Origin of the sequence: Leclercia sp. CFBP8987 (assembly GCF_034044995.2) — a bacterium.
GTDB classification, from domain to species: Bacteria; Pseudomonadota; Gammaproteobacteria; order Enterobacterales; family Enterobacteriaceae; genus Enterobacter; species Enterobacter tamurae.
The window spans coordinates 166,001-188,273 of the sequence record NZ_CM188255.1; the positions used below are offsets into that span (position 1 = coordinate 166,001).

Genomic DNA, 22,273 nt, shown 5'->3' on the forward strand with positions numbered 1-22,273 from the left:
AGGCGGCCATGTCTGAGAAAACTTTCCTGGTGGAAATCGGCACCGAAGAGCTGCCACCAAAAGCATTGCGCAGCCTGGCGGAGTCCTTTGCTGCGAACGTGACTGCCGAGCTGGATAATGCTGGCCTCGCACACGGTAAAATTGAATGGTTTGCTGCTCCGCGCCGTCTGGCGCTGAAAGTGGCGAGCCTTGCGGCGGCTCAGCAAGATCGCGAAGTAGAAAAGCGCGGCCCGGCCATTTCCCAGGCGTTCGACGCCGAAGGTAAGCCGAGCAAAGCGGCAGAAGGCTGGGCGCGTGGCTGCGGTATCACCGTTGACCAGGCCGAGCGTCTGACCACCGACAAAGGCGAATGGCTGCTCTATCGCGCCCATGTGAAGGGCGAGAGCGCGGAAGCGCTGCTGCCGAACATGATCGCCACCTCGCTGGCCAAACTGCCTATTCCAAAACTGATGCGCTGGGGCGCAAGCGACGTGCACTTTGTGCGTCCGGTTCACACCGTGACCCTGCTGCTGGGCGACACCGTCATTCCTGCCACCATTCTGGGCGTGGCATCCGATCGCGTGATCCGCGGCCACCGCTTTATGGGCGAGCCGGAGTTCACCATCGACAATGCCGATCAGTACCCTGCAATTCTGCTGGAGCGCGGTAAAGTCATTGCTGACTACGAACTGCGTAAAGCCCGCATTAAAGCGGACGCGGAAGAAGCGGCACGTCAGATTGGTGGTAACGCCGATCTGAGCGACAGCCTGCTGGAAGAAGTGACCTCGCTGGTGGAGTGGCCAGTAGTCCTGACCGCGAAGTTCGAAGAGAAATTCCTCGCGGTGCCGGCAGAAGCACTGGTTCACACCATGAAGGGCGACCAGAAGTACTTCCCGGTCTATGCCAACGACGGCAAACTGCTGCCGAACTTCATCTTTGTGGCTAACATCGAATCGAAAGATCCGATCCAGATCATCTCCGGTAATGAGAAGGTGGTGCGTCCACGTCTGGCGGATGCCGAGTTCTTCTTTAATAGCGACCGTAAAAAGCGTCTGGAAGATCACCTCCCGCGCCTGCAAACCGTGCTGTTCCAGCAACAGCTGGGGACGCTGCGCGACAAGACTGACCGTATCGCGGAGCTGTCCGGCTGGATCGCTCGTGAAATCGGTGCTGACGTCAATCACGCGACCCGTGCAGGCCTGCTCTCCAAGTGCGACCTGATGACCAACATGGTGTTCGAATTTACCGACACCCAGGGCGTGATGGGTATGCACTACGCGCGCCACGATGGCGAAGCGGAAGATGTGGCCGTGGCCCTGAACGAGCAGTATCAGCCGCGCTTTGCCGGTGACGATCTGCCGTCTAACCCGGTAGCCTGTGCGGTGGCGATTGCCGATAAGATGGACACCCTGGCGGGTATCTTCGGTATCGGTCAGCATCCGAAAGGTGACAAAGACCCGTTTGCGCTGCGTCGTGCTGCGCTGGGCGTGCTGCGTATCATCGTTGAGAAGAACCTGAACCTGGATCTGCAGACCCTGACCGAAGAAGCGGTGCGTCTGTACGGTGACAAGCTGACCAACACTAACGTGGTGGATGAGGTTATCGACTTTATGCTGGGCCGTTTCCGCGCCTGGTATCAGGACGAAGGCTACACCGTTGACACCATTCAGGCGGTTCTGGCGCGTCGTCCAACCCGTCCGGCAGATTTCGATGCCCGTATGAAGGCGGTGTCCCACTTCCGTACCCTGGAAGCGGCATCTGCGCTGGCTGCGGCCAACAAGCGTGTCTCCAACATCCTGGCGAAGTCCGATGAGAAGCTGAACGAGCGTGTGAACGCCGCGACGCTGAAAGAGCCGGAAGAGATTGCCCTGGCGATGCAGGTTGTAGTGCTGCGCGACAAGCTGGAACCGGTCTTTGCGGAAGGTCGCTACCAGGAAGCACTGGTGGAACTGGCTGAGTTGCGCGACGTGATCGACGCCTTCTTCGAGAAAGTGATGGTGAACGTAGAAGATAAAGATCTGCGTATCAACCGTCTGTCGATGCTCGAAAAACTGCGCGAATTGTTCCTGCGCGTGGCGGACATTTCCCTGCTGCAGTAAGGCGCCCATTGCCCGGCGGCGCTATGCTGGCTCGGGCCTGTGAGTGTTAAAAACCCGCTTCGGCGGGTTTTTTATGCCGTGCCGTTGAAAATTTAACCTTGAAACGGTCAACAAATTACCGTTATCCTTATCCCCGTTAACTTTCTCTCCCTGGAGCGCCCCCCAAAAATGAACAACCACGACTGATGAATTTCGATCCTTGCTAAACGCCACCGCGTCGGCAGGGGATGTTTTGATTTCATTCAGGAGTGCTTATGGCTCATTTTGCGCAATCCCCTTCTTTTATTTTGCATCAGGTGACCTGTCAGTTTGCGACGGGCGATACCCTTTTTGGTCCGCTGAATTTCTCTCTCGAGCCGTCGCTGTGCGCCCTCGTTGGCCGCAACGGCAGCGGCAAGACCCGGCTCCTGCGCCTGCTGGCCGGGCTGGACGAGCCCGCCAGCGGCCATATCGAACGTTTCGGCACGCACGCTTACGTTGCGCAACAGCACGATATTTCTCCGCAAACCACGCTGGCCCAACTGCTTGGCTATGAAGCCATCTTTGCTGCCCGCAAGCGGATCGACACCGGCGAGTACCAGCCTGACGATCTGGAGCGCCTCGACGGTTTCTGGGATATCGGCGAGCGGCTAAGCGAGGCGTTCAGGGAAGCTCAGCTTCCGGCGTTTGCGCCAGACAGATTGGCAGCTGAGCTGAGCGGTGGCGAGCGGGTTCGTGCTCTGCTGAGCGGCGCGTTTACGGCCAATGCGGACTTTCTGCTACTGGATGAACCCACCAACCACCTCGACCAACAGGGAAGGGCGTGGTTTTACGCCCGGCTGGCGCGGTATTCCGGCGGTGTGCTGGTGGCGTCCCACGATCGTGAGTTGCTGGCGCAGGTGCCGCGCATTCTGGAACTCAGCCCCTCCGGTTTACACAGTTACGGCAGAAATTACGCCGACTATCAGCGTCAGCGGGATGCCGAGCAGCAGGCCGCCCGCGCAGCGCTGGAGCACGCGGCAACCGAGCGCAAACGCACCCGCGTCCGTATGCAGAAAGAGCATGACGACAGCCTGCGCCGCTCGGCTAAAACCCTGCGCACGGTGGATTCGCTCAATATCGCCTCGTTTGAGCGGGTTAAATACAAAGGCGCGGCAAAGGAGCGTCCAGGCTCGTGGCGCAAACAGCACCATGATCAACAGGATGCGCTGAATACGGCGGTCAATCAGGCGCGGGAACGGGTCGAAGAGGAGTGTCCGGTGATGTTTACTCTTCCGGGCAGCCAGCTTGTGGAGGGTAAACAGGTGCTGGTGCTGGACGATCTGGTGCTGCCCTATGTCACGATGTCGCCGCTCAACTGGCGTATGGACGGGCCGATGCGGGTGGCCTTACGCGGGCCGAACGGCTGCGGGAAATCCACCCTGCTGAAAACGATCCTCGGTAAGTGCGCGCCCGTCGCCGGTGCCTGTCGCGTGTCGGTCAATACGGCGTACCTCGACCAGCATCTGTCGCAGCTGGATCTGACGCAGTCCGTTATCAGCCATCTTAACCTGCATAATACGCCGCTGGAGGAGGGGGTGCTGCGCAGTCGTCTGGCGCAGCTGCAGCTGGGGGCCGATAAGGTAACGCTCCCGCTGGCAGAGCTGAGCGGCGGCGAGCGGTTAAAAGCGGCGCTGGCCTGCGTTCTGTGGCGGGAAGAGGCGACGCAGCTGTTGCTGCTCGATGAACCGACCAATCACCTGGACCTGGCCTCAATGCAGGCCATCGAGGCGGCGCTGGCAGGCTTTCCCGGCGCTCTGCTGGTGGTATCGCATGACGAGCATTTTCTGGAGGGGCTTAACCTGACGCATGACCTGGTATGGCGGGATGGGGAATGGTGCGGTGAACGGCGGTAACAAAAACACAAACCCCCGCAAATGCGGGGGCTAAAACAATGTTATTCAGTCAACTGCTTACGGAGGGCCGGGTTAGCCTGAATCAGGCTCATCAGCTTCAGCTCGGTCATGGAGGGCTTCACTCTTTTAGATTCCCACTCCTGAACCATTGCCACGCTGACACCCATAGCTCGCGCGAAATCATCGTTTTTCATCCCTGTCCCTTTGCGTAAGCGCTCAAATTCCGTAAAGGGGTTAGACTTTTGCGAACGGGTCACCGTCTGCGGTACATCTTTAAAAACAATCTGTTCCAGACTGCTTAGCAGATCGAACATAGGATCTTTTAATTCCATTGAGAACTCCTCTTAAATCACACTGCGGGATCGTGAACATAGAGAGCAATTTAAGAATAGACGGTAAAACTGACAGGAGATCGTAACGTGCGTGATTAATTGTTGGAGATACGTTTCGCTCGCTGGTTTTCGCGCTGATTACCTATGCTAATGACTTGATTAATCAGTAGCGCCTTAGCATCAGGTATATTTTTGTAAATCGTAAGAATTTATATGGCAATAGCCGTTTTACATGAAAAGAGTATCTTGCAGGCCTGACCTGGACTATTCTTGGCAGCGTTGGGCACGCGTGTGCCGGTGTGCGCTTTTTTGGGTGAAAGGAGTAATAACAATGGCGACAGGAAAGCTCTGCTCTCGCTGGTTTGCGCCGCTTGCGGCGTTGTTAATGGTAGTGAGCCTGAGTGGGTGTTTCGATAAGGAAGGCGATCAGCGCAAAGCGTTTATCGATTTCCTGCAAAATACTGCGATGCGCAGTGGCGAGCGTTTGCCAACGCTGACTGCGGATCAGAAAAAACAGTTTGGTCCCTTCGTTTCCGACTATGCCATTTTGTATGGTTATTCACAGCAGGTGAATCAGGCGATGGACGCCGGTCTACGTCCGGTAGTGGACAGCGTGAATGCGATTCGCGTCCCACAGGACTATGTGACCCAGCGTGAGCCGCTGAGCCAGGCAAACGGTGCGCTGGGTGTGCTGGGCCAGCAGCTGCAGAATGCTAAAATGCAGGCTGATGGCGCACGCTCTGCGCTGAAACAGGGCGACGACCTGAAACCTGTGTTCGACAAAGCGTATGAAAAAGTGGTGACCAAACCTGCCGATGCGCTGCAGCCGCTCATTCCGGCCGCGCAGATCTTTACTCAGCAGCTGGTACAGGTGGCGGATTATATTTCGCAGCAGGGGACCCAGGTGAGCTTTGTCTCCAACGGCATTCAGTTCCCGACCTCACAGCAGGCCAGCCAGTACAATACGCTGATTGGGCCGCTGGCAGCGCAGCATCAGGCGTTTAGTCAGGCCTGGGGCGCGGCGATGGCCGCAACGGAGTAGCGTCAGACGCGTACGTTGGCCGTATAAAAACCCCGCTGGAAAGCGGGTTTTTTTATTAAGGTAGAAAATAAAGCTTGTCTTTGATGTCGTAACTATGTTTAATAGTCCTCGTCGGTTTGTTACACAGACCTAAAGCAGTTTAGTTAAGCAGTCCAGATGCGTTATCCTTAGATACCCTTCGTAGTGACCCTTCCTTCATCGCTTAAAAATCTGTAACACATTCCATCATCGCGCCGGAAGGCAAAACAAATTTTTAAAAGGTAATTTCTATGTCTGGTAAAATGACTGGTCTGGTAAAATGGTTCAACGCTGATAAAGGTTTCGGCTTCATCACTCCTGACGATGGCTCAAAAGACGTGTTCGTACACTTCTCTGCTATCCAGAACGATGGCTACAAATCTCTGGACGAAGGTCAGAAAGTTTCCTTCACCATCGAAAGCGGCGCTAAAGGCCCAGCAGCTGGTAACGTTGTAAGCCTGTAAGCTTCCAACTCAGCTAAAAGAATTTAAAAACCCGCCTCTGGCGGGTTTTTTTCGTTCAGGCCTTAGCCTGCGGATTCACGCAGTTTTTATCGACCTTGCCCTGCAGGGCGTCGATCAGGTTGTCCACCGCACAGGCCGCCATGTTATAGCGCGTCTCGTGCGTCGCAGAGCCAATGTGCGGCAGCGCCACCACGTTAGGCAGCTTCAGCAGTTCTGAGCTGGCAGGCAGCGGCTCCTGCTCAAACACGTCCAGCCCCGCCGCGTGGATTTCACCGTTTTTCAGCGCCGCGATCAGCGCCTGCTCATCCACCACCGGTCCACGGCCCGCATTAATAAAGATGGCGGACTTCTTCATCTTCTCAAACTGCGCTTTGCCCATCAGATGATGCGTCTCATCGGTCAGGGGCAGGATCAGGCAGACGAAGTCCGCTTCCTGCAACAGGGTATCGAGATCGCAGTAGCGGGCGTTGAAACGCTCCTCGGCTTCCTTATGCTGGCGGCGTGCGTTGTAGAGGATCGGCATGTTGAAGCCGAAGTGGGCGCGCTGCGCCAGCGCCAGGCCGATGCGGCCCATCCCAACGATACCCAGCGTTTTGCCGTGCACGTCGGTGCCAAACCAGTCCGGGCCAATGCTTTTGGTCCATTCCCCGGCTTTGACGCGCTCGGCCACTTCCACCACCCGGCGCGCACTGCTGAGTACCAGGGCCATCACCGTATCGGCCACGGTTTCGGTCAGTACGGTTGGGGTGTGCATCAGCAGGACGTTACGGGCATTCAGCGCGTCGACGTCAAAGTTGTCATAGCCCACTGAAATGGTCGAGGTTGCACGAAGCGCAGGCATTTTCTCCAGCAGCGCGGCGTCCACTTTTTCGCTGGAGCCGAGCAGCCCGACGGCACCGGCGAAGGCGTCAGCGTGCTGCTGCACCGTCTCCGGGCTCAGGTTGTTGACCCGGGTAACGGTGAAATGATCTTCAAGGCGCTGCTGTAACGCATCAGGCAGGGCTTTATACAAAATGACGGACGGCTTCATGCTAATCTCCGTTGATGTTAAAAGGGTTCAGGCGTGGCGTGCGCCGACGGGAAGGTTCTGATTATTAGCAGGCTTAACAATTAAAGTAAGCCACACCGAGGCAAAAAGCGCCACCCCCATAAAGATGTACGAGGCCGACGGGCTGCCGGTTGCGCCATTGAGATATCCCACGAACCACGAACCAAAGAACGAGCCCAGCGCACCCATGCTGTTGATCAGCGCCATCGCGCCGCCCGCCACGTTACGCGGCAGCATTTCCGGGATGATGGCAAAGAACGGACCATACGGGGCGTACATTGCCGCACCGGCGATCACCAGCAGGGTATAGGAAACCCAGAAGTGGTTGGCGCCAACCGCCCACGAGCCGATAAAGGCGCAGGCAGCAATTAACAGCAGCGGCCAGACGAACAGCTTACGGTTTTGCAGTTTATCCGACGCCCAGGAGACCACGATCATCGCGATGGTTGCTGCCAGATACGGCACGGATGACAGCCAGCCCACTTCGACCATACCGAGGTTATCGCCCGCGCTACGAATGATGGACGGCAGCCACAGGACAAAACCGTAAACCCCGATGCTCCAGGTGAAGTACTGCATGCACAGCAGCACCACGTTGCGTGACCGGAAGGCTTCGCCGTAGTTACGCACCGCTTTCAGCCCCTGCTGCTCTTTATCCAGCTGCGCCTGCAGGGCCGCTTTTTCATCTTCCGACAGCCATTTGGCCTGCGCCGGTTTGTCTTTCACCAGCACCCACCAGCAGAAGGCCCAGATCACCGCCGGAACGCCCTCAATAATGAACATCTCGCGCCAGCCGAAGGACTGGATCAGGTACCCGGAGACCACCGACATCCACAGCACCGTGACCGGGTTACCGAGAATAAGGAAGGTATTGGCGCGCGAGCGTTCGGATTTGGTAAACCAGTTGCTGATGTAGATCAGCATCGCGGGCATTACCGCCGCTTCCACTACGCCGAGGATAAAGCGAATGGCCGCCAGCGCCGGGATGTTATTCACCATCCCGGTCAGGGAGGCACAGGCGCCCCACAGGATCAGGCAGATGAAGATCAGTTTGCGCACGCTGCGGCGTTCGGCGTAGATCGCGCCGGGGATCTGGAAGAAGAAATAGCCGAGGAAGAACAGGGCACCCAGCAGCGAGGAGACGCCTTTGGTGATCCCCAAATCTTCGGTGATGCCAGCGGCGGACGCGAAGCTGAAGTTCGCGCGATCGAGATACGCCAGGCTGTACGTGATGAACACGACAGGCATGATGTACCACCAGCGTTTTACTGCATTTGTTGCATTGTTCATGGGCTTGCCTCTGTGGTTGAGGAAATGACCGCCGCTGTCTGTAGGGTACAGGGTGGTCTGTTTGTTTATTCCCTCTCCCCTCTGGGGAGAGGGGCAGGGTGAGGGGATTTACTCCCCTAACTGTTGCCGGGTCGGTAATCCTTCGCTGTCGCCCTGAACCTGGATCGCCAGCGAGCCGATGATATTGCCGCGGGTGATGGCCTGCTGCAGGGTTTTCCCCTCCAGCAGGGCGCTGACCACGCCGACGGCAAAACCGTCTCCCGCCCCAACGGTATCGACGACGTTTTCGACCCTGACCGCCGCCACGGCACCTTGCTCACCGTCGGCGGTTTTAAACCAGGCGCCGTCGGCCCCGGTCTTCAGGATCACCGCCTTCACGCCGCGGTTCAGGTAAAAATCAGCGATCCCTTCCGGCGTTTTTTCTCCGGTCAGGATCTGGCCCTCTTTCACACCGGGTAATACCCAGTCGGCCTGGAAGGCGAGGTGGTTGAGCTTCTCCACCATCTCCGCTTCGCTTTTCCACAGCACCGGGCGCAGGTTCGGATCGAAGGAGATCGTCTTGCCTGCGGCTTTCATTGCGCCTGCGGCATGATCGAGCAGGGCGTATGAGCTGGCGGACAACGCCGCCGCCACGCCGCTCAGGTGCAGATGCCGTGCTGCGGTAAACCAGATTGGATTGAAATCCTCTACCGACAGGTGACTGGCCGCCGAGCCTTTACGGAAGTACTCCACAATGGGATCGGTTCCATCAGTGACTTTCGATTTGAGCTGAAAGCCTGTCGGATAACGGCCATCCAGGGTCACGCCTGCGGTCTCGATCCCCTCATTTTTCAGGGTATCGAGCACAAACTGGCCGAAGCTGTCATTGCCGACGCGGCTCACCCAGCCCACCTTCAGGCCAAGGCGCGCCAGGCCGGTGGCGACGTTCAGTTCTGCCCCAGCAACGCGCTTGATAAAGTGGTCGACGGCGCTGAGTTCGCCGGTCTTCGTGGCGACAAACATGGCCATGGCTTCGCCAATGGTGATGACATCCAGAGCGTGTGGCATGTCGTTACTCCTCGCGCAGCAAATTAACGTAGTGACGGGTGACCGCCGTCAGGTCTGGCCCTTCCAGCGGAAACTCGATTCCGCGTGGAGCGTCGGCAGGAAGCTGATCCAGCAGCGCCTGCCAGCGGGCGCTGTCGTTGTCCGGCGGCACGGCGCGATACTGTTGCTGATGGGGAACGGCGGCTTTGACGTGGATATAGCTCACCGCAGGCGCCAGATGCTTTGCGGCCTCCTCCGGGGATTCACCCACCCACAGCCAGTTGCCCATATCAAAGGTCAGGGTGACCGGAAGGTTCATCACCCGGCAGGCTGCCTTGAAACGCTGCATCGGCGCCAGCTGCCCGCAGCGCGTCTGGTCGTTTTCCACCACCAGCGTCATGCCGGTTTCATCGAGCATGGCGCGCAGCGCATTGAGCTGCTGCTTATCGCTGAAATGGCCGAGGGAGACCTTAAGCCACAGGGCATTAAGCGTCGCGGCTTCGGCAAGGTAGCGGGGCAGCATGGGATTGAGATTGCCGTCCGGGGTAAAGAGGGCATCGGGGGCGGAGTAGCAGGCCAGCAGGCCGAGCAGTTCAATGGACCCGGCCAGCGTGGGTAAAGACGCCAGTTCGGCGTCGCTGAATAACTCCCGGCGGATCTCGACCCCGTCGGCACCCGCACCGGCGATCACGTGCAGCATGGCGCGCTGGCCACCTGCTTCACGTACCTTGTCAGCGCCATACGCGGCGGTGACAACAATAATTTTTCTGCCCATTGGCGGACTCCATCACGTAGCTGATACTCTTTACGCTAGATGGAACCGGTTCCAAAGAAAAGTTCAGGATGCTGGATTTATGATCGCCATCACGAAGGGGGTTAACGTGACGTGGAACCGCGGACGATCAGCTCGCCGGAGAAGACCTGTTCGCGAACGGCCTCATCCGCGCCGTTAATCCGGCGGACCACTTGCTCGACGGCAGCGAAGCCAATCTGCCAGGTGGGTTGTTTGAGGGTGGTAATGCCGACGCCTGCCAGCTCGGCCCACTCAAGTTCGTCAAAACCCAGCAGGCCGATGTCACTGCCCCAGTGCAGGCCAATGCGCTTCAGCGCTCGGGCAATCTGCAGTGTCAGCGCGCCGTTTGCGGAGATCACCGCCTTGCGCATCCCGCGATGGCGGGTGTGAAACTGGCGCAGGGCGTTGTCCAGCTGCTCAGACTCGTGAAGTGGGATCTCGACGTTTTCAGCGACTACGCCAGCATAGCGGGCGAGAGTGGAGCGAAAGGCGCTCAGGCGTTCGCGGCGGGTATTGACCATCCCCAACGGTTCACTCAGGAACAGGATCGCTTCGAAGCCTTGTTCAATCAGATGTTCGGTGGCGGTGGTCGCAGCCTGAGTGTTATCCAGTCCCACCACATCGCAGGCGAAGTCCGGGATTTTGCGGTCAATCAGCACCATCGGCAGGGCCGACTGCTGCAGGCGGTTCAGCCCCTCCTCGCGCATGCCCACGGCGTTAACCACGATGCCTTCCACCTGATAGCTGCGCAGCAGATCGAGGTAGTGCAGCTCCTGGTCGACTTCGTTATTAGTGTTGCACACCAGCGGGGTAAACCCTTTTTCCCGGCACGCGGCTTCGATGCCGCTGAGGACATTAACGGAGTAGGGGTTGGTGATATCGGCGATGATCAGGCCGATGAGACGGGTTTTGCCGTGTTTCAGACCGCGGGCCATCAGGCTCGGGCGATAGTCGAGGTCGGCGATAGCCTGTTCAATGCGGGCCAGCAGTGCGTCGGACAGCAGGTGTTTTTCGCCGTTGAGATAACGGGAGATGCTGGTTTTACCGGTTTTTGCGGCTTTCGCCACGTCGCTGATGGTGGACCGTGTTGATTTGCTCATCGCTGATTTCCTTGCTATTGGTGCGTACACCTTAGCGCGAAAATGCCCGGTGGCGCTACGCTTACCGGGCCTGGGGTTTGTGCAGCCTGATGCCCTCACCCCGGCCCTCTCCCACGGGGAGAGGGTGCAAACACTAAAAACGGCAACCAGGTTGCCGTTTTGCTTTTACCTACTGGATCGGGCTAAGCGTGATCTCCACGCGGCGGTTCTGCGCTTTACCTTCCGCCGTGCTGTTGCTGGCGATTGGATTGGCCGGGCCCATGCCGCTGGTGCGAATGCGGTTTGCCGCGACGTTCTGGGTGATCAGGGCGCTGGCTACTGCGTCGGCACGCTGCTGGGAGAGACGCATGTTCAGATCCTGGCTACCGGTGCTGTCGGTATAGCCCAGCACGTTCACCGCGGTTTTTTCGTACTCTTTCAGCACCATCGCCACGCCGGTCAGGGTGTTGGCACCTTCAGGTTTCAGCGTCGCGCTGCTGCTGTCGAAGGTCACGTTGTTCGGCATGTTCAGAATGATGTTATCGCCGCTACGGGTGACGCTCACGCCGGTTCCCTTCATCTTGTCGCGCAGCTTCGCTTCCTGCACATCCATGTAATAACCGGCCCCGCCGCCCAGCGCGGCGCCTGCCGCGGCACCAATCAGAGCGCCTTTGCCGCGATCTTTCTTCGAGGAGGAGAGTGCGCCAACGCCTGCGCCGACCAGGGAGCCGATGCCCGCGCCGATGCCCGATTTACCCGCTTCGCGTTCGCCGGTGTAAGGGTTGGTGGTGCAGCCTGAAACAACCAGTGCGCCGCTGACTACGGCGGCAATCATAAGTGCGCTTTTTTTCATCTTCTTTCCTTAAGCTTTTTTATTCTTTGCCACGACGGGCGTGGCGGTTGATTATGACGTGCAGTTACGGAGAAAATTCCGGGGATAACTCTTAAATTTGTGACGAATCATAAACAGCCTCAATGAAGGCTGAGAAAACCTGCAACCGGCAATCCAGGAGCACACGCTGTGACCACTTCTACAAAAACCATTCTGACGGCAGCCCACTGGGGGCCCATGCTGGTCGAAACCGACGGCGACACGGTGATCTCGTCCCGTGGCGCGTTGCCGACGCAGCACCCTAACTCTCTGCAAACCGCAGTGCGCGACCAGGTGCACAGCAAAACCCGCGTGCGCTGGCCGATGGTCCGTAAAGGCTTTCTGGCGTCGCCGGATAACCCACAGGGGGTGCGCGGGCAGGATGAGTTTGTGCGCGTCAGCTGGGATCAGGCGCTGGATCTTATCGACGCGCAGCATAAACGTATTCGTGAGAACTATGGTCCGTCGTCCATTTTTGCCGGGTCGTACGGCTGGCGCTCGAACGGTGTGCTGCACAAGGCCGCGACCCTGCTTCAGCGCTATATGAGCCTGGCGGGCGGCTACACCGGTCATCTGGGGGATTACTCCACCGGTGCGGCGCAGGCCATCATGCCCTATGTGGTGGGCGGCAACGAGGTGTACCAGCAGCAGACCAGCTGGCCGCTGGTGCTGGAGCACAGCGATGTGGTGGTGCTGTGGAGCGCCAACCCGCTCAACACCCTGAAAATTGCCTGGAACGCCAGCGATGAGCAGGGGATCCCGTATTTCGACGCGCTGCGTAAAAGCGGCAAGCGCCTGATCTGTATTGATCCGATGCGCTCCGAAACCATGGATTTCTTTGGTGAAAGCGCCGAATGGATCGCCCCGCATATGGGGACCGATGTGGCAATGATGCTCGGCATCGCCCATACGCTGGTGGAGAACGGCTGGCAGGACGAGGCGTTTCTTGCCCGCTGTACCAGCGGCTATGAAAAATTTGCCGATTACCTGCTCGGCGCAACCGACGGGATCGCCAAAACCGCCGAGTGGGCTGCCGGCATCTGCGGCGTTCCGGCAGACAAAATCCGCGAACTGGCGGCCTTATTCCACAATAACACCACCATGTTGATGTCCGGCTGGGGCATGCAGCGCCAGCAGTTTGGCGAGCAGAAACACTGGATGCTGGTCACCCTCGCAGCGATGCTCGGTCAGATTGGCACCCCGGGCGGCGGCTTTGGTCTTTCATACCACTTTGCCAACGGCGGCAACCCAACGCGGCGCGCGGCGGTACTGGCCTCCATGCAGGGGTCGGTCAAGGGCGGTACGGACGCGGTGGATAAATTCCCGGTCGCCCGGATTGTCGAGGCGCTGGAAAACCCGGGCGGCTTCTATCAGCACAACGGGCTGGATCGCCACTTCCCGGATATTCGCTTCGTCTGGTGGGCGGGTGGCGCCAACTTTACCCATCATCAGGACACTAACCGACTGATCCGCGCCTGGCAAAAGCCGGAGCTGGTGGTCATCTCCGAGTGCTTCTGGACCGCGGCGGCGAAGCATGCCGATATCGTGCTGCCGGCGACCACCTCGTTTGAACGTAATGACATGACCATGACCGGGGATTACAGCAACCAGCATATGGTGCCGATGAAGCGGGTCGTGGCACCACGGGATGAAGCGCGGGATGACCTGGAGGTATTTGCCGAGCTGAGCGAACGCTGGGAGCAGGGCGGGCGCGAGCGGTTTACCGAAGGCAAAACCGATCTCGAGTGGCTGGAGACCTTCTACCAGATCGCCGGGCAGCGCGGCGCGGCACAGGGGGTGACGTTAGCGCCCTTTGCCGAGTTCTGGGAGGCCAATGCGATCGTTGAAATGCCGGAGTCCGAGGAGAACGCGACGTTCGTGCGCTTCGCCGATTTCCGTCGCGATCCCGCGAGCCATCCGCTGAAAACCGAGAGCGGTAAAATTGTGATCCACTCTGAGCGTATCGCCAGCTACAACTATGCCGACTGTCCGCCGCACCCGATGTGGCTGGAGCCGGACGAGTGGCATGGCAATGCCGAGCCGCAGCAGCTGCAGATCCTCTCTGCCCATCCGGCGCACCGTCTGCACAGCCAGCTGAACTACTCTTCCCTGCGTGAGCAATACGCGGTGGCCGGGCGCGAGCCGGTGACGCTGCACCCGGATGACGCGAAGGCGCGCGGCATTGCCGATGGCGACGTGGTCCGCGTCTGGAACCATCGCGGCCAGGTGCTGGCCGGGGCGGTGGTCAGCGACGGCATTAAGCCTGGGGTGATCTGCATTCATCAGGGAGCATGGCCGGATCTGGATGGTGATAATGGCGGAATTTGTAAGAACGGGGCGGTCAACGTGCTGACCAAAGATCTCCCCAGCTCGAAGCTGGGGAACGGCTGTGCGGGGAATACCGCGCTGGCATGGCTGGAAAAATATCAGGGGCCGACGCTTACGCTAACGGCGTTTGATCCGCCTGCCAGCTCATAAGCCAGGTCGGATGTTGGGTATCTTCCTGCCAGGCGCTGTCTTCAATCCGAAAGCCCTGAGCATGGTAGAAATTCACCGCCCGGCTGTTCTTCTGGTAAACCTCCAGACTTAACGACGGGTAGCGCTGCTGCACATGGTGGATCAGCGCATGCCCGATCCCCTGTCCGGCATACGCCGGGTCGACAAACAGCGCGCCGACATAGACTGACTGCATCACGCTGATGAAGCCCCGAAGCTGACCGTCCTCTTCCCACACCCAGGTCTCTGCCGACGGGAGGTAGACCTCTCGCACGACCGCCTCGCTCTCCTGCCAGTACTGCGCGTCGATAAACGGATGGGCGACGGTGGTGCTTTCAAGCCAGAGAGCCAGCAGAGGTTCGAGCTCCTCATTGAGCCATTTGCGGATCATGTTGACCTCCGGGATGACAGTGGCAGACGGTGACGTGATCGTTGACCAGCCCGCAGGCCTGCATAAAGGAGTAACAGATGGTGGTGCCGACGAACTTAAAGCCGCGCTTTTTCAGCGCCTTCGACAGTGCGTCTGAGGCGGGCGTGGAGGTGGGGATCTCTGCCAGCGTCGCCGCCCGGGTCACCTGCGGGGTGTTATCGACAAAAGACCAGACGAAATCGGTAAAGCGCTCGCCGTGCTCTTCCATCGCCAGATAAGCCCGGGCGTTGCCGATAATGGCTTCGATTTTGCCGCGATGGCGAATAATGCCCGCATCCAGCACTAACCTGTCGACATCCTCAGGGGTCATCCCGGCGACCAGAACCGGGTCGAACTGATGAAAGGCCTGGCGATAGTTCTCCCGCTTTTTAAGCACGGTGATCCAGGATAATCCGGCCTGCTGACCCTCAAGGCAGATCATCTCAAACAAATTCTTTCCGTCAGTTTCCGGCACGCCCCACTCTTTATCGTGATAGGCGATGTAGAGCGGATCCTGGCTAACCCAGCCACAACGTTGCATCGGTTCTCTCCCTTATTGCTCATGAAATCGCAAAAATTTCAATCGACCCGGCTTGACGTGTCACCTAAAGAGACAATAGTTAATACAGGCTGATACGCAACATTCTTCATGTCGCCGCGTAGCCTCACTATAAACAATCACAAATATCGCCGAATTCGGCTCTTCTCTGGAGTCGCTTTGATGATTATAAAAAAAATAAGTGGCCGCCATGCCCCGGGCCTGGTGAGTTTCTTAGCCTGTCTGCTGACAGGCAACACAGCAAATGCCTGGCAACAGGAATATATCGTTTCGGATACAAAAAGTAATACCACTGAGCGTTATACATGGGACGACGATCACCAACCGCGTTATGAGGACATTCTCAAAGAGCGGATCCTCTCTTCGCAGAATACGCCCGGTCTGGCGCTGAATTTGCCCGATTCGTCCCCGACGGATGCGACCAGTTCAATGAGCGTGGGGTGGAGTATTCCCGTTGCCCGCCGTTTCACCACCGGACCGGTTGCCGCCTGGCATTACGACGGCTCCACGCCCAATATGGTTAACGAGTTTGGCGACAGCGTGAATACCCAATCGCTGACCGACCCGCTATGGCATGCCAGCGTCAGCACCCTGGGCTGGCGCGTCGATACCCGACTGGGGGATGTGCGGCCCTGGGCGCAAATCAGCTATAACCAGCAGTTCGGTGATAATCAGTGGAAGATGCAGTCCGGCCTGGGGCGGCTGGCACCCTCGACGCAGTACGGCAACTGGATGGATGTCACCGTCGGGGCGGATATGCTGCTCAACCCGTACATGGCGGCCTATGCCTCAATGTCGCAGGCCGAAAACATGACCACCGGAGAAGATTATCTCTATACCCTCGGCGTCAGCGCGAGGTTCTGAATTCAGTGCATGAATGACCTGGTCGGCACCGGGAGTTCGCTTATCCGGGGCAGGTTCAGACGATAGTCCAGGTCATTCATTCCTGATTTTTGGCATTTCATTCCGTCCCGTCTGCATTTCATGCCGTTTTACCCCTGCTCATGTAGGGTTTTGGTTATCGTTGCCAGCAGTGAACTTCCCTTTTTTCTGCTGCAGGACAACTGCCATGAATACCTCAACGTATACCCGCACCCGCTGGCTAACCCTTATCGGCACCATCGTGACCCAGTTTGCTCTGGGTTCAGTCTATACCTGGAGCCTGTTTAACAGCGCCCTCTCCGATAAACTCAATGCTCCGGTTAGCCAGGTGGCCTTCTCCTTTGGCCTGCTGAGCCTGGGTCTGGCCCTCTCATCCTCTATCGCCGGTAAATTACAGGAACGCTTCGGCGTGAAACGCGTCACCATGGCCTCCGGGATTTTGCTGGGAGTCGGCTTCTTCCTGACCGCCCACTCCAGCAACCTGATGATGCTGTGGCTGAGTGCCGGGGTGCTGGTGGGGCTGGCAGATGGCGCAGGCTACCTGTTAACGCTGTCCAACTGCGTGAAGTGGTTCCCGGAGCGTAAAGGGTTGATCTCCGCCTTCGCCATTGGTTCTTATGGTCTCGGCAGCCTGGGCTTCAAATTCATCGACAGCCATCTGCTGGCCACCGTCGGCCTGGAAAAGACCTTCATGATCTGGGGCGCTATCGTGCTGGTGATGATCCTGTTCGGGGCGACGCTGATGAAAGATGCCCCACAGCAGGAAGTGAAATCCGTTAACGGCGTGGTGGAGAACGACTTCACTCTGGCCCAGTCCATGCGTAAACCGCAGTACTGGATGCTGGCGGTGATGTTCCTGACCGCCTGCATGAGTGGTCTGTATGTGATTGGTGTGGCGAAAGATATCGCCCAGGGGATGGTGAAGCTGGATGCCGCAACCGCAGCCAATGCGGTCACCATTATCTCCATCGCTAACCTCTCTGGCCGCCTGGTGCTGGGGATCCTCTCCGATAAAATCGCCCGTATCCGCGTGATCACGATCGGCCAGGTAGTATCGCTGGTGGGGATGGCGGCGCTGTTATTCGCCCCGCTCAATGAAGTGACCTTCTTCGCCGCCATCGCCTGCGTGGCATTTAACTTCGGTGGCACCATTACCGTATTCCCGTCGCTGGTGAGTGAATTCTTCGGTCTGAATAACCTGGCGAAAAACTACGGTGTTATTTATTTAGGCTTTGGTATCGGCAGTATTTGCGGTTCGCTTATTGCTTCGCTGTTCGGCGGCTTTTATGTCACCTTCTGCGTTATATTTGCCCTGCTGATCCTCTCCCTGGCGCTTTCCACCACTATTCGCCAGCCGCAGCGTGAAATATTTAACGAAGCGCATGCCTGATTAAAACTCACCCTAAGGGCCGGATATTCCGGCCTTTTTTGTTTCTGTAATAGGTAAAGAGCAGGTCGCAGGTATGTCATCGGACTTGTTTTTTTGTAAATATTTGCAGGGATCACATTCTCTGCTGCCACTTTTTCTTTTCCCTGTGGTCTACTTACCGCGCTTAAAGACGTTTCCGATAACGGTCCCCTGAGCAATGAATTATCCTGTTCACTTTTTGACCAAAAGTGAAACGGTTCTATTTACCTTTCTCCAGGTTGCATTAATGAAATATATCAAAGCGATGACGCAACAAAAGCTCAGTTTTTTGCTCGCGTTGTACATCGGTCTGTTTATGAATGGCGCGGTTTTTTTCCGTCGGTTTGATGGTTATGCGCAAGACTTTACCGCCTGGAAAGGAATCGCTGCGGTCGTCGAACTGGTTGCCACTGTGCTGGTTACCTTCTTTCTGCTGCGTTTGCTGTCGCTGTTTGGACGGCGGATCTGGCGCGTACTCGCCACGCTGGTGGTGTTGTGCTCGGCCGGTGCCAGCTATTACATGACCTTTATGAACGTGGTGATTGGCTACGGCATTATTGCCTCGGTGATGACCACGGATATCGACCTCTCGAAAGAGGTGGTCGGTTTGCACTTTATTCTCTGGCTGGTTTGCGTCAGCATTCTGCCTCTGCTGCTTATCTGGAACAACCGCTGCCGCTATACCTTATTGCGCCAGCTGCGTACGCCAGGGCAGCGCATCCGCAGCGCCGCGGTAGTGGTGCTGGCAGGATTAATGGTCTGGGGGCCAATTCGCCTGCTCGACCTGCAACAGAAAAACGTTGAACGTACCTCCGGCGTGGATATGCCGAGCTACGGCGGCGTGGTGGCGAACTCCTATCTGCCGTCCAACTGGATCTCCGCGCTGGGGTTATATGCCTGGGCGCAGGTGGATGAGTCCTCCGATAATAAATCGCTGATGAACCCGGCGAAGAAATTCACCTATCAGGCACCGACGGATATCGACGATACCTACGTGGTGTTCATTATTGGTGAAACCACGCGCTGGGATCATATGGGCATGCTGGGCTATGGGCGGGATACTACGCCGAAGCTGGCGCAGGAGAAAAACCTCGTCGCCTTCCGCGGCTATTCCTGTGATACCGCCACCAAGCTCTCGCTGCGCTGCATGTTTGTGCGTGAGGGTGGGGCGAGCGATAACCCACAGCGGACGCTGAAAGAGCAGAACGTCTTCTCGGTACTGCGTCAGCTTGGCTTTAGCTCCGACCTCTACGCGATGCAGAGCGAGATGTGGTTCTACAGCAACACCATGGCCAACAACATCGCCTACCGCGAGCAGATTGGCGCCGAGCCGCGTAACCGCGGTAAGAGCGTGGACGATATGCTGCTGATCGATGAGATGCAGCGCTCCCTGCAGGGCAACCAGAACGGTAAGCACATGATCATCCTGCATACCAAAGGGTCACACTTTAACTACACCCAGCGTTATCCGCGCAGCTTTGCCAAATGGACGCCGGAATGTAAGGGCGTGGATAAAGACTGTACCAAAGCGCAGCTGATCAACTCTTACGACAACTCGGTGACCTACGTGGATCACTTTATCGACAGCGTGATTGATCAGGTGCGTGATAAGAAGGCGATCGTCTTCTACGCCGCCGACCATGGTGAGTCGATTAACGAGAAAGAGCACCTGCACGGTACACCGCGCAAGATGGCACCACCGGAGCAGTTCCGCGTGCCGATGATGGTGTGGATGTCTGACAAATATCTGGAGAACCCGGATAAAGCCAAAATGTTCGCTCACCTGAAAGAGCAGGCGGATATGAAAGTGGCGCGTCGTCATGTGGAGTTGTACGACACTATTCTCGGTTGCCTCGGTTACACCTCGCCAGACGGCGGGATTAACGAGAATAACAACTGGTGTAAAGTGCCGGACGGTGCTGCAAAAGCCGCAAAGTAACAGGCCTGGCGACTTTATAGCCGATTGAAAGGCTTTTGCAAAATAAGGGATTGACGGAGATGGGGCGTAGCAGTAAGATGCGCTCCGCAAACGGCGAGTAGCGCAGCTTGGTAGCGCAACTGGTTTGGGACCAGTGGGTCGGAGGTTCGAATCCTCTCTCGCCGACCACATTCGAAAACCCCGCTCTAAGAGCGGGGTTTTTTGCATCTGAAGGTTATGAGGATGAGAACCTCCGGGGCAGGAGGTTCGACCCGAGCGAAGCGAGAGAACGTTGCTTCAGCAACGGCCCGCAGGGCGAGTCACGAAGTGACGAGTCATCCTCTCTCGCCGACCACATTCGAAACCCCTGCTCTTAGAGCAGGGGTTTTTTGCATTTATCGTCCGCCGAAATTAATTCCCCGCAAGACTTACTTCTCTTAACTCACCAAAATACGCCTTACCTCTGTTTAGCCCTGCCTGCTAACGTTTTTGTGACATATTCCATTGTATTTTTTTATCTTTGGATTGATCTTTTTTCGCGTTGCTTATGGATAACCTCAGCATTTTCCCCTGTGCGTTTTAACGTTCATGGCATTTAGTGCGCAGATAATCGCCATTCCGTAAGAAAATTTACCTCGGTTGAATAAATGTTAATCACTGGTTGTAGCAGATTGCGTAGAGAGTTGTGCTGCATCATGGCGGGTAGCATAAATTTCCCTGCTGAAAATACGCTCCGGTAGTTTTTTTAATCTTTGTTTGTCAATTCTCACACTTAGCGTAAATCCCCGTCACCTGTATTGACGTTTTCACATTCTGTTGACAGATTGTAGGGCACGAGGGGCACTTCAGGGAGGATCTGCGCTGCAACTCAGTCGCTCTTCTGAAAGGAATCTCCATCCCTTATAACGCCTCAGGGCAACACCGACCGGACCGGGTAAAAAATAAATTAAAGGTCAGGCGGAGTAACACAACAAAAAACATCACATTGGAGCAGAATAACAATGAGTATTTCCTTGAAGAAGTCAGGGATGCTGAAGCTTGGTCTGAGCCTGGTGGCTATGACCGTCGCAGCAGGCGTACAGGCAAAAACCCTGGTCTACTGTTCTGAAGGCTCGCCGGAAGGCTTTAACCCACAGCTCTTTACTTCTGGTACGACGTACGACGCCAGCTCTGTACCAATCTATAACCGTCTGGTTGAATTCAAAATCGGTACCACGGAAGTTATTCCGGGTCTGGCTGAGAAGTGGGAAGTCAGCGAAGACGGTAAAACCTATACCTTCCACCTGCGTCAGGGCGTGAAGTGGCAGGACAGCAAAGATTTCAAACCGACGCGTGAGCTGAATGCCGACGACGTGGTGTTCTCCTTCGACCGTCAGAAAAATGCCCAGAACCCGTATCACAAAGTTTCTGGTGGCAGCTATGAGTACTTCGAAGGGATGGGTCTGCCAGACCTGATCAGCGAAATCAAAAAAGTGGACGACAACACCGTTCAGTTCGTCCTGAGCCGTCCGGAAGCGCCATTCCTGGCTGACCTGGCTATGGACTTCGCCTCTATTCTGTCAAAAGAATATGCCGACAACATGCTGAAAGCCGGTACGCCGGAGAAAGTGGATCTGAACCCAATCGGTACCGGTCCATTCCAGATGCAGCAGTACCAGAAAGACTCCCGTATTCTGTACAAAGCGTTCGAAGGTTACTGGGGCACCAAGCCGCAGATCGACCGTCTGGTCTTCTCCATCACGCCTGATGCCTCCGTGCGTTACGCCAAGCTGCAGAAGAACGAGTGCCAGGTGATGCCGTACCCGAACCCGGCTGATATCGCGCGCATGAAGCAGGACAAGAACATCACCCTGCACGAGCAGGCGGGCCTGAACGTCGGCTATCTCTCCTTCAATACCGAAAAGAAACCGTTTGATGACGTGAAAGTGCGTCAGGCGCTGACTTACGCGGTGAACAAAGATGCGATCATCAAGGCCGTTTATCAGGGCGCTGGCGTTGCCGCGAAGAACCTGATCCCACCAACCATGTGGGGCTACAACGACGACGTTAAGGATTACACCTATGACGTTGAGAAAGCGAAAGCACTGCTGAAAGAAGCGGGCCAGGATAAAGGCTTTACCGTTGAGCTGTGGGCGATGCCGGTACAGCGTCCTTACAACCCGAACGCGCGCCGTATGGCCGAGATGGTTCAGGCTGACTGGGCAAAAATCGGCGTTCAGGCCAAGATCGTGACCTACGAGTGGGGCGAGTACCTGAAGCGTGCTAAAGCAGGTGAGCACCAGGCAGTGATGATGGGCTGGACCGGCGACAATGGGGATCCAGATAACTTCTTCGCGACCCTGTTCAGCTGTGATGCAGCCAAACAAGGTTCTAACTACTCTCGCTGGTGCTACAAGCCGTTTGAAGATCTGATTCAGCCGGCACGTGCCACCGACGACCACAACAAGCGTATCGAACTGTACAAACAGGCTCAGGTTGTGATGCATGACCAGGCGCCAGCGCTGATCGTGGCTCACTCCACCGTGTACGAGCCAGTGCGTAAAGAAGTTAAAGGCTATGTGGTTGATCCACTGGGCAAACACCACTTCGAAAACGTTTCTGTTGAATAATTAAAAGCAATGCCAGGCGGCGCTGCGCTTGCACTGGCCTACGGTATGTAGGCCGGGTAAGCGTAGCGCCACCCGGC

18 protein-coding genes, 1 tRNA gene and 1 other RNA gene are annotated in these 22,273 nt (G+C 57.0%); 11 read left to right on the forward strand and 9 right to left on the reverse strand.

Features of this window, described 5'->3' with window-relative positions:
* Positions 1-8: 8 nt before the first annotated feature.
* Together glyS and SOM40_RS00810 are read left to right on the forward strand one after the other, a co-directional pair.
* Positions 9-2,078 carry a glycine--tRNA ligase subunit beta gene (gene glyS, locus SOM40_RS00805; protein ID WP_225759835.1) on the forward strand — a complete coding sequence of 690 codons (2,070 nt, stop codon included), beginning with the start codon at positions 9-11 and terminating at the stop codon, positions 2,076-2,078.
* Positions 2,079-2,332: 254 nt separating this feature from the next.
* On the forward strand, positions 2,333-3,952 hold the full coding sequence (locus SOM40_RS00810) for an ABC-F family ATP-binding cassette domain-containing protein (protein WP_320530859.1): 1,620 nt from the start codon (positions 2,333-2,335) through the stop codon (positions 3,950-3,952).
* Positions 3,953-3,993: 41 nt separating this feature from the next.
* Here the strand turns inward: SOM40_RS00810 and SOM40_RS00815 are convergent, their stop codons facing one another.
* Positions 3,994-4,284 carry an HTH-type transcriptional regulator gene (locus SOM40_RS00815; protein WP_106995499.1) on the reverse strand — a complete coding sequence of 97 codons (291 nt, stop codon included), beginning with the start codon at positions 4,282-4,284 and terminating at the stop codon, positions 3,994-3,996.
* Positions 4,285-4,615: 331 nt separating this feature from the next.
* Between SOM40_RS00815 and SOM40_RS00820 the strand changes: the two genes are divergently transcribed.
* Together SOM40_RS00820 and cspE are read left to right on the forward strand one after the other, a co-directional pair.
* Positions 4,616-5,326 (forward strand): DUF3053 domain-containing protein, encoded by a 711-nt coding sequence (locus tag SOM40_RS00820; RefSeq protein WP_106995500.1) that lies wholly within the window; start codon positions 4,616-4,618, stop codon positions 5,324-5,326.
* Between the two features lie 269 nt (positions 5,327-5,595).
* Positions 5,596-5,808: a transcription antiterminator/RNA stability regulator CspE gene (gene cspE, locus SOM40_RS00825; RefSeq protein ID WP_032615822.1), complete on the forward strand. Its 213-nt coding sequence runs from the start codon at positions 5,596-5,598 to the stop codon at positions 5,806-5,808.
* A 55-nt stretch (positions 5,809-5,863) separates the two neighbouring features.
* Here the strand turns inward: cspE and ghrB are convergent, their stop codons facing one another.
* The 6 genes from ghrB to SOM40_RS00855 all read right to left on the reverse strand — a co-directional run bounded on the left by ghrB (position 5,864) and on the right by SOM40_RS00855 (position 11,897).
* Positions 5,864-6,838, reverse strand: a complete 975-nt coding sequence (gene ghrB / locus SOM40_RS00830; RefSeq protein WP_262662339.1) for a glyoxylate/hydroxypyruvate reductase GhrB — start codon at positions 6,836-6,838, stop codon at positions 5,864-5,866.
* 27 nt (positions 6,839-6,865) lie between these two features.
* On the reverse strand, positions 6,866-8,146 hold the full coding sequence (locus tag SOM40_RS00835; protein ID WP_106995502.1) for an MFS transporter: 1,281 nt from the start codon (positions 8,144-8,146) through the stop codon (positions 6,866-6,868).
* Positions 8,147-8,254: 108 nt separating this feature from the next.
* Positions 8,255-9,193 carry a sugar kinase gene (locus tag SOM40_RS00840; protein ID WP_225759831.1) on the reverse strand — a complete coding sequence of 313 codons (939 nt, stop codon included), beginning with the start codon at positions 9,191-9,193 and terminating at the stop codon, positions 8,255-8,257.
* Between the two features lie 4 nt (positions 9,194-9,197).
* Positions 9,198-9,947 carry a sugar phosphate isomerase/epimerase family protein gene (locus SOM40_RS00845; RefSeq protein WP_320530860.1) on the reverse strand — a complete coding sequence of 250 codons (750 nt, stop codon included), beginning with the start codon at positions 9,945-9,947 and terminating at the stop codon, positions 9,198-9,200.
* A 101-nt stretch (positions 9,948-10,048) separates the two neighbouring features.
* Positions 10,049-11,065: a LacI family DNA-binding transcriptional regulator gene (locus tag SOM40_RS00850; protein WP_166181217.1), complete on the reverse strand. Its 1,017-nt coding sequence runs from the start codon at positions 11,063-11,065 to the stop codon at positions 10,049-10,051.
* Positions 11,066-11,234: 169 nt separating this feature from the next.
* Positions 11,235-11,897 (reverse strand): OmpA family lipoprotein, encoded by a 663-nt coding sequence (locus SOM40_RS00855; protein ID WP_106995506.1) that lies wholly within the window; start codon positions 11,895-11,897, stop codon positions 11,235-11,237.
* Between the two features lie 216 nt (positions 11,898-12,113).
* On the opposite strand from SOM40_RS00855, the gene SOM40_RS00860 reads away from it, so the two are divergent.
* A complete protein-coding gene (locus SOM40_RS00860; RefSeq protein WP_320530870.1) occupies positions 12,114-14,393 on the forward strand; it encodes a molybdopterin guanine dinucleotide-containing S/N-oxide reductase in 2,280 nt (759 codons plus the stop codon).
* On the opposite strand, the gene SOM40_RS00865 is transcribed toward SOM40_RS00860, so the two are convergent.
* Both SOM40_RS00865 and tag read right to left on the reverse strand, forming a co-directional pair.
* A complete protein-coding gene (locus SOM40_RS00865) occupies positions 14,356-14,802 on the reverse strand; it encodes an N-acetyltransferase (RefSeq protein ID WP_106995508.1) in 447 nt (148 codons plus the stop codon). The genes SOM40_RS00860 and SOM40_RS00865 overlap by 38 nt on opposite strands.
* Positions 14,780-15,361, reverse strand: coding sequence for a DNA-3-methyladenine glycosylase I (gene tag / locus SOM40_RS00870; protein ID WP_106995509.1), 582 nt, complete (start codon positions 15,359-15,361; stop codon positions 14,780-14,782). The genes SOM40_RS00865 and tag overlap by 23 nt, the downstream gene beginning before the upstream one ends.
* Positions 15,362-15,541: 180 nt before the next feature.
* Here tag and SOM40_RS00875 point away from each other — a divergent pair, with 180 nt between their 5' ends.
* From SOM40_RS00875 to dppA, 6 genes are all read left to right on the forward strand, one after another.
* Positions 15,542-16,243, forward strand: a complete 702-nt coding sequence (locus SOM40_RS00875; RefSeq protein ID WP_106995510.1) for an autotransporter domain-containing protein — start codon at positions 15,542-15,544, stop codon at positions 16,241-16,243.
* 205 nt (positions 16,244-16,448) lie between these two features.
* Entirely contained in the window at positions 16,449-17,651 is a 1,203-nt protein-coding gene (locus SOM40_RS00880; protein WP_320530861.1) for an L-lactate MFS transporter, read from the forward strand.
* Positions 17,652-17,916: 265 nt separating this feature from the next.
* Entirely contained in the window at positions 17,917-19,608 is a 1,692-nt protein-coding gene (gene eptB / locus SOM40_RS00885) for a kdo(2)-lipid A phosphoethanolamine 7''-transferase (RefSeq protein WP_312998569.1), read from the forward strand.
* Positions 19,609-19,699: 91 nt separating this feature from the next.
* Positions 19,700-19,776: transfer RNA gene (locus SOM40_RS00890), tRNA-Pro, on the forward strand.
* 34 nt (positions 19,777-19,810) lie between these two features.
* Positions 19,811-19,942: non-coding RNA, RtT sRNA (locus tag SOM40_RS00895), on the forward strand.
* Positions 19,943-20,588: 646 nt separating this feature from the next.
* Positions 20,589-22,196: a dipeptide ABC transporter periplasmic-binding protein DppA gene (gene dppA, locus SOM40_RS00900; protein ID WP_106995514.1), complete on the forward strand. Its 1,608-nt coding sequence runs from the start codon at positions 20,589-20,591 to the stop codon at positions 22,194-22,196.
* Positions 22,197-22,273 lie beyond the last annotated feature (77 nt).

Bases quoted from the DNA above. Each gene is read 5' to 3' on its own strand.
- glyS (WP_225759835.1), top strand. From the start codon at position 9: ATGTCTGAGAAAACTTTCCTGGTGGAAATCGGCACCGAAGAGCTGCCA.
- SOM40_RS00810 (WP_320530859.1), top strand. From the start codon at position 2,333: ATGGCTCATTTTGCGCAATCCCCTTCTTTTATTTTGCATCAGGTGACC.
- SOM40_RS00815 (WP_106995499.1), bottom strand. From the start codon at position 4,284: ATGGAATTAAAAGATCCTATGTTCGATCTGCTAAGCAGTCTGGAACAG.
- SOM40_RS00820 (WP_106995500.1), top strand. From the start codon at position 4,616: ATGGCGACAGGAAAGCTCTGCTCTCGCTGGTTTGCGCCGCTTGCGGCG.
- cspE (WP_032615822.1), top strand. From the start codon at position 5,596: ATGTCTGGTAAAATGACTGGTCTGGTAAAATGGTTCAACGCTGATAAA.
- ghrB (WP_262662339.1), bottom strand. From the start codon at position 6,838: ATGAAGCCGTCCGTCATTTTGTATAAAGCCCTGCCTGATGCGTTACAG.
- SOM40_RS00835 (WP_106995502.1), bottom strand. From the start codon at position 8,146: ATGAACAATGCAACAAATGCAGTAAAACGCTGGTGGTACATCATGCCT.
- SOM40_RS00840 (WP_225759831.1), bottom strand. From the start codon at position 9,193: ATGCCACACGCTCTGGATGTCATCACCATTGGCGAAGCCATGGCCATG.
- SOM40_RS00845 (WP_320530860.1), bottom strand. From the start codon at position 9,947: ATGGGCAGAAAAATTATTGTTGTCACCGCCGCGTATGGCGCTGACAAG.
- SOM40_RS00850 (WP_166181217.1), bottom strand. From the start codon at position 11,065: ATGAGCAAATCAACACGGTCCACCATCAGCGACGTGGCGAAAGCCGCA.
- SOM40_RS00855 (WP_106995506.1), bottom strand. From the start codon at position 11,897: ATGAAAAAAAGCGCACTTATGATTGCCGCCGTAGTCAGCGGCGCACTG.
- SOM40_RS00860 (WP_320530870.1), top strand. From the start codon at position 12,114: ATGCTGGTCGAAACCGACGGCGACACGGTGATCTCGTCCCGTGGCGCG.
- SOM40_RS00865 (WP_106995508.1), bottom strand. From the start codon at position 14,802: ATGATCCGCAAATGGCTCAATGAGGAGCTCGAACCTCTGCTGGCTCTC.
- tag (WP_106995509.1), bottom strand. From the start codon at position 15,361: ATGCAACGTTGTGGCTGGGTTAGCCAGGATCCGCTCTACATCGCCTAT.
- SOM40_RS00875 (WP_106995510.1), top strand. From the start codon at position 15,542: ATGATTATAAAAAAAATAAGTGGCCGCCATGCCCCGGGCCTGGTGAGT.
- SOM40_RS00880 (WP_320530861.1), top strand. From the start codon at position 16,449: ATGAATACCTCAACGTATACCCGCACCCGCTGGCTAACCCTTATCGGC.
- eptB (WP_312998569.1), top strand. From the start codon at position 17,917: ATGAAATATATCAAAGCGATGACGCAACAAAAGCTCAGTTTTTTGCTC.
- dppA (WP_106995514.1), top strand. From the start codon at position 20,589: ATGAGTATTTCCTTGAAGAAGTCAGGGATGCTGAAGCTTGGTCTGAGC.